The 5,239-nt window shown below is 42.8% G+C and carries 5 protein-coding genes; all 5 read left to right on the top strand.

Features of this window, described 5'->3' with window-relative positions; all coding sequences use genetic code 11:
- Positions 1-1,025 (top strand): toprim domain-containing protein (locus tag V7Z60_RS08465; RefSeq protein ID WP_334117390.1); only part of this gene is annotated, 1,025 nt, incomplete at its 5' end.
- A gap of 53 nt (positions 1,026-1,078) precedes the next feature.
- Entirely contained in the window at positions 1,079-2,200 is a 1,122-nt protein-coding gene (rpoD, locus tag V7Z60_RS08460) for an RNA polymerase sigma factor RpoD (RefSeq protein ID WP_334117389.1), read from the top strand.
- A 210-nt stretch (positions 2,201-2,410) separates the two neighbouring features.
- A complete protein-coding gene (locus tag V7Z60_RS08455; protein WP_334117388.1) occupies positions 2,411-3,136 on the top strand; it encodes a GntR family transcriptional regulator in 726 nt (241 codons plus the stop codon).
- 582 nt (positions 3,137-3,718) lie between these two features.
- Entirely contained in the window at positions 3,719-4,705 is a 987-nt protein-coding gene (locus tag V7Z60_RS08450; protein ID WP_334117387.1) for a D-2-hydroxyacid dehydrogenase, read from the top strand.
- Positions 4,706-4,951: 246 nt separating this feature from the next.
- On the top strand, positions 4,952-5,239 hold a 288-nt coding region (rpsB, locus tag V7Z60_RS08445), incomplete at its 3' end, for a 30S ribosomal protein S2 (RefSeq protein WP_334117386.1).

Below are 5,239 nucleotides of genomic sequence, written 5' to 3'. Positions count from 1 at the left end.
TCGAAGGATTTATGGATGTTCTGGCTGCGTATCGCTCCGGAGTAAAAAACGGCATAGCTTCAATGGGAACCAGCCTTACGGATGATCAGATTTATCAGATAGAACAAATAACAAGGAAGGTTCTTGTCTGCTATGACGGTGATCAGCCGGGACAGGCAGCAACAAAAAGAGCCCTTGGGCTTTTTGAAGGTTCATCAAAAATTGAGTGCGAAGTAGTTAATTTGCCTGAAAAACTGGATCCTGATGAATATGTCAGAAAGCACGGCACAGAATCGTTTAAAAGAATCGTTCACGACAATCGTGAAACCGTTCTTGAATTCTATATGCGTCACTTCAAAGAGGACAGAAACCTTGGAACGGAGAGCGGACAGCTTGCATACATTACGGATGTTCTTGGCGAAACCGCAAAAGTCAGCGATCCATTGCAGATACAGTTGACGCTTGGCCGTTTGGCTAAGGAGTTCGGAATTGACAAAGCGAGTCTTGAAAGTCAGCTGCGAGTTTTGAAACAGCAGCTGGGCACCAGGAACGTAAAGGCAGAAAAAGGCTTAAGTAAACCATCCGTTGATTCAAATGCCGGCAGGAAAAAGGAATTTTCCAGAATTGAAAAGGCAGAACGTCTGTTGCTTCACCGAATCCTGAATGATTACAGTGTTTATTCGAAGGTGAGCTCAATTGAAGATTTTCAATTCGTTCATGTTGATTATCAGGCATTATATTTGTTGATTGAAGGATATTACAGCGAATATTCCGAATACGATGATGCCAAATTTCTTGATTATGCTGAAGATTCGAAATTGCAGAACATCTTGATTTCGATTGAGATGGAAGACTACGGAGACTACGATGAACAAGAGGTGGACGATTGCCTGAGAGTGCTGAAGCATGATGCGCCGCTGGAAGAACAGATTGCACGAATCAGCACTCAGTTGGATCAGGCCAAAAGGCAAAACGATGTCAATAAGATAACGGAATTAACCATTAAATATATTAAAATGATGCAGGAAAAGCAGGCTGATGCTTAGCTCGACTGCGTGTCAATTATTGCAGCTTCAATTATTAAAGGGAGGGCCTAACATTGGCAGAAGAGAAGAAGAACAACCAGTTGGATGACGTTGTGTACAAGAAGGCGTTGCGTGAAGTCGTCCAGGAATTCAAGCAGGCTGGCGAGGTGAAGTACAGTGACCTTACGAAGCGTGTTTCACCACTGGATTTGACGTCCGAACAAATTAACGATTTGATTGCAGACGTTGAGAAGAAAGGAATCTCCGTTGTCGATGAAAATGGCGATCCTACGGCAGAAAGCTTGAACCAGGCCAAGGAGGAGGAAAAGGAACTTTCAAAAAGCGACGTTTCTGCACCTTCCGGAGTTAAAATCAACGATCCTGTCAGAATGTATCTGAAGGAAATCGGGCGTGTCAATCTGTTGACGGCTGAAGAAGAAAAAAAACTTGCCTTGAGAATTGAAGAGGGCGATGAAGAAGCAAAGCAGCGCCTTGCGGAAGCAAACCTTCGTCTCGTAGTTTCCATTGCCAAAAGATACGTCGGGCGCGGGATGTCTTTTCTTGATTTGATTCAAGAAGGGAATATGGGCTTGATGAAGGCGGTTGAGAAATTTGATTACCGTAAGGGCTTCAAATTTTCGACATACGCCACATGGTGGATCAGACAGGCGATTACGCGTGCCATTGCGGATCAGGCACGTACCATTCGAATTCCGGTCCACATGGTTGAGACAATCAATAAGTTGATTAGAATTCAGCGCCAAATGCTTCAAGACCTTGGGCGTGAACCGATTCCTGAGGAAATCGGCGCAGAAATGAATCTTCCGACTGAAAAAGTTCGTGAGATTTTGAAAATTGCCCAGGAACCGGTTTCGCTTGAAACGCCGATCGGTGAAGAAGATGATTCGCATCTTGGCGATTTCATTGAAGATCACGCTGCCACGAGTCCGGCAGATCATGCTGCGTACGAGTTGCTTAAGGAGCAGATTGAAAGCGTGCTTGATACGCTGACTGATCGTGAAGAAAACGTTTTGCGACTTCGCTTTGGTCTTGACGATGGCCGTACGCGCACACTTGAAGAAGTGGGAAAGGTCTTTGGAGTTACGCGTGAACGAATTCGTCAGATTGAGGCAAAGGCATTGAGAAAGCTCCGTCATCCTTCTCGTTCAAAGCAGCTTAAGGATTTCCTGGAATAAAACATCCTTGTCAAGGAAGGCATTTTTGGCTTTTGAGTCATCAATGTCTTTTTTTGCGTTAGATTTATGTATAAATTTTTTAGAAAAAGGCAGCATTCAGTCAGAAACTATAATATGTAAAATAATTTGTCCTAATTATTGATTTTGTCTTAGAAAAGTATATAATTGAGAGTATACAGATATGAATTAATAAGATGGGATGGTTGAGTTATGGCTACTAAATATCAAGAAGTTGCTGATACTGTTCGCGAAAGAATCGAAAACGGAACATACAAGGTCGGAGAATTGATTCCAGACCAGACGACTTTGGCAGCAGAGTTCAAGGTTAATCGCCTGACCGTTAAGAAGGCTCTTGACGGGTTGGCTTCAGAAGGCTTGATTTACAAGCAGTCCGGGCTCGGAACCTACGTTCGTGGCAAGATTCCGTTTGTCAATCATGAAAAAGACGTGACGGTTGATGATTTCAGGGGAGCATATCAGGAATTCGGGCCTGATCGCATCGAGTCTGATGTTTTGGTATTCGACGTTCAGCTTCCGGATGAAAGAATTCAAAAAAATCTTAACATCAAGCGTATAGATCCGGTTTATGAAGTCAAGCGCATCCGCATAATTGACGGTGAACCGACTGTTTTGGAACATACGTACATGCCTGTAAAGCTTGTTCCTGAGCTTTCAAAAGAAGTTTGCGAAAAGTCTATCTATACTTATATTCATGATGAACTTGGACTCAAGTTCGGGAATGCCTTCAGGAAATTTTCCGCACTGGGTGCTGATGATGAAGATGTCAAGGCACTTAATGTCGAAAAAGGTTCTCCGATTCTTGAGATTGAGCAGGTTGTTTGGCTGACGAACGGCAAATCAATTGAATATTCAACAAGCCATGTTCCGGGTGACAAGCGCAGCTATACCGTCATGAACATTAATAATTTCAATTGAGATTGAAAAAGAGGCCGGGAAAAAATATATCTCAAGCTAAAAAAGGATGATTTGCAGCTGATTTGCGAGTCTTCCTTTTTTCGTATGCAGGAACCGAATTCCCGGCATGATGAAAACAGCATCGGTTTTCATGTGTCAGGAGTGAAAGAATGCCGGACAAAATCAGTCGCGATGCGATCGTATTTTTAGATGCTCCGTTTGATTCAAGGGAGAAACGGAATTTTCTACCAACCGTTTTTATCAGTTCCAGTCAGCATTTTTCAAATGATTGTGCGTTTATTGGAGGGTAATCAGCATTAATAAAATTACATTTAGATGTGAGAAGCCTAATCGTAGTGATTGAAGTTTTTTGAGAAAGTCTGAAAATCCCGTGGATAACGGGCAAGAATACGAACTGTATTTTCAAACAATGTTGCAAAATAAATAAAAAATAAATTAAATTTCATGCAAGCAAGATTTATTTACGCGTTTTCATGATAAAATTAATTTCGATGAAGGCTATGGATGTATAATTTTTATTTATGATACGATAACCGGAACCTGTACTGTATAATAGACAATTTATTTCTTTTGGAGGAAATCATGAAGTTTGTTGCTTTTAACGTTCGAGAAGACGAACGCCAGTATTTTGAAGAATGGTCAAGGGAAAATGGAATTGAAGTTTCTTTGAAGAAGGAAGAAATTACTCCGGACAACGTCTCTGAAGCCGTTGGTTACGATGCGGTCATCGGATTGCAAACCGGTCTTTACCCAGATAACCTTTTTAAAGAATTATCTGATGCAAATGTCAAGGTGTTTTCCGTTAGAAACGTTGGCGTCGACAACATCAATCTCGATGATGCAAAGCAAAACGGAGTTGCTGTGACGAACGTTCCGGCATATTCACCAAGCGCCATTGCAGAATTTTCCGTTACGCAGCTTTTGCAGCTCTTGCGCAACCAGAATCTGTTCCGCAAAAGAATGGCCAGACAGGATTATCGTTGGGCACCGTTCGTCGGAAAAGAACTTGGCAAGATGACCGTCGGTGTAATGGGCACGGGTCGAATTGGTCGTGCGGCAATTCAAATCTACAAGGGCTTCGGTGCCAGGGTCATTGCTTACGATCCGTTCCATAATCCGGAACTTGAAAAGGAAGGCATCTACGTCGAAAAAGAAGATCTGCTGGAACAGGCAGATGTAATCACGCTTCACATGCCGGCGACTGACGATGATTATCACTTCATAAACGAAAAGACGATTTCGATGATGAAGGACGGTGCTTACATCGTAAATACGGCGCGCGGGGCATTGATTGATACACCGGCGCTTGTTGAAGCGCTCAAATCCGGCAAGCTTGCGGGGGCGGCCCTTGATACGTATGAAAATGAAGCAAGCATATTCAACCATGATCTTGAAGGTCAGGAAATTGAAGACGAAACTTTTAAGGAATTGATCCGGCTTGACAACGTGGTTGTCTCGCCTCATATTGCATTTTACACGAACGTTGCCGTTGAGAACATGGTCAAGATTTCGCTTGATTCAGCAAAAGAAGTCGTTGAAACGGGGACTTCAAGTACTTTAGTCAAATAATCATCATCCTTGTCGACATGTTCGGCAAGGTTTTTTGATGTCAAATTCAGTTTTCGCCGCATGTTCGTCTTTTCGCAGGGGAATATTTTCTGTTGCATTCGAGAAGAGAATAAAGTATAATATAGCAAGTGCTGTAAAGCAGTGCAATTCACACCTCATGCGATGGCAAAGAGAGTGCTCATTCGAGTCTTTAGCCGTTGAACATGGGGGAGGATATTAAAAACTATTTTCTGGAGGTTAATTGTTATGGCTGTTATTTCCATGAAACAATTACTTGAAGCAGGTGTCCACTTCGGTCACCAAACACGTCGCTGGAACCCTAAGATGAAGCAGTTCATCTTCACAGAACGCAATGGCATCTACATCATCGACTTGCAAAAGACCGTTAAGTTGATTGACGATGCTTACGATTTTGTAAAAGATGCTGCATCCAACGATGGCGTCGTTCTTTTTGTAGGTACGAAGAAGCAGGCACAGGACGCCGTTGAAGAAGAAGCAAAGCGTTGTGGTCAATACTACGTAAACCATCGCTGG

The organism is Ligilactobacillus sp., from assembly GCF_036846325.1.
In the GTDB taxonomy this organism is placed as follows: domain Bacteria; phylum Bacillota; class Bacilli; order Lactobacillales; family Lactobacillaceae; genus Ligilactobacillus.
Note: the sequence above shows the minus strand (reverse complement) of the source record. Positions and strands in the feature narration are given on the sequence as shown.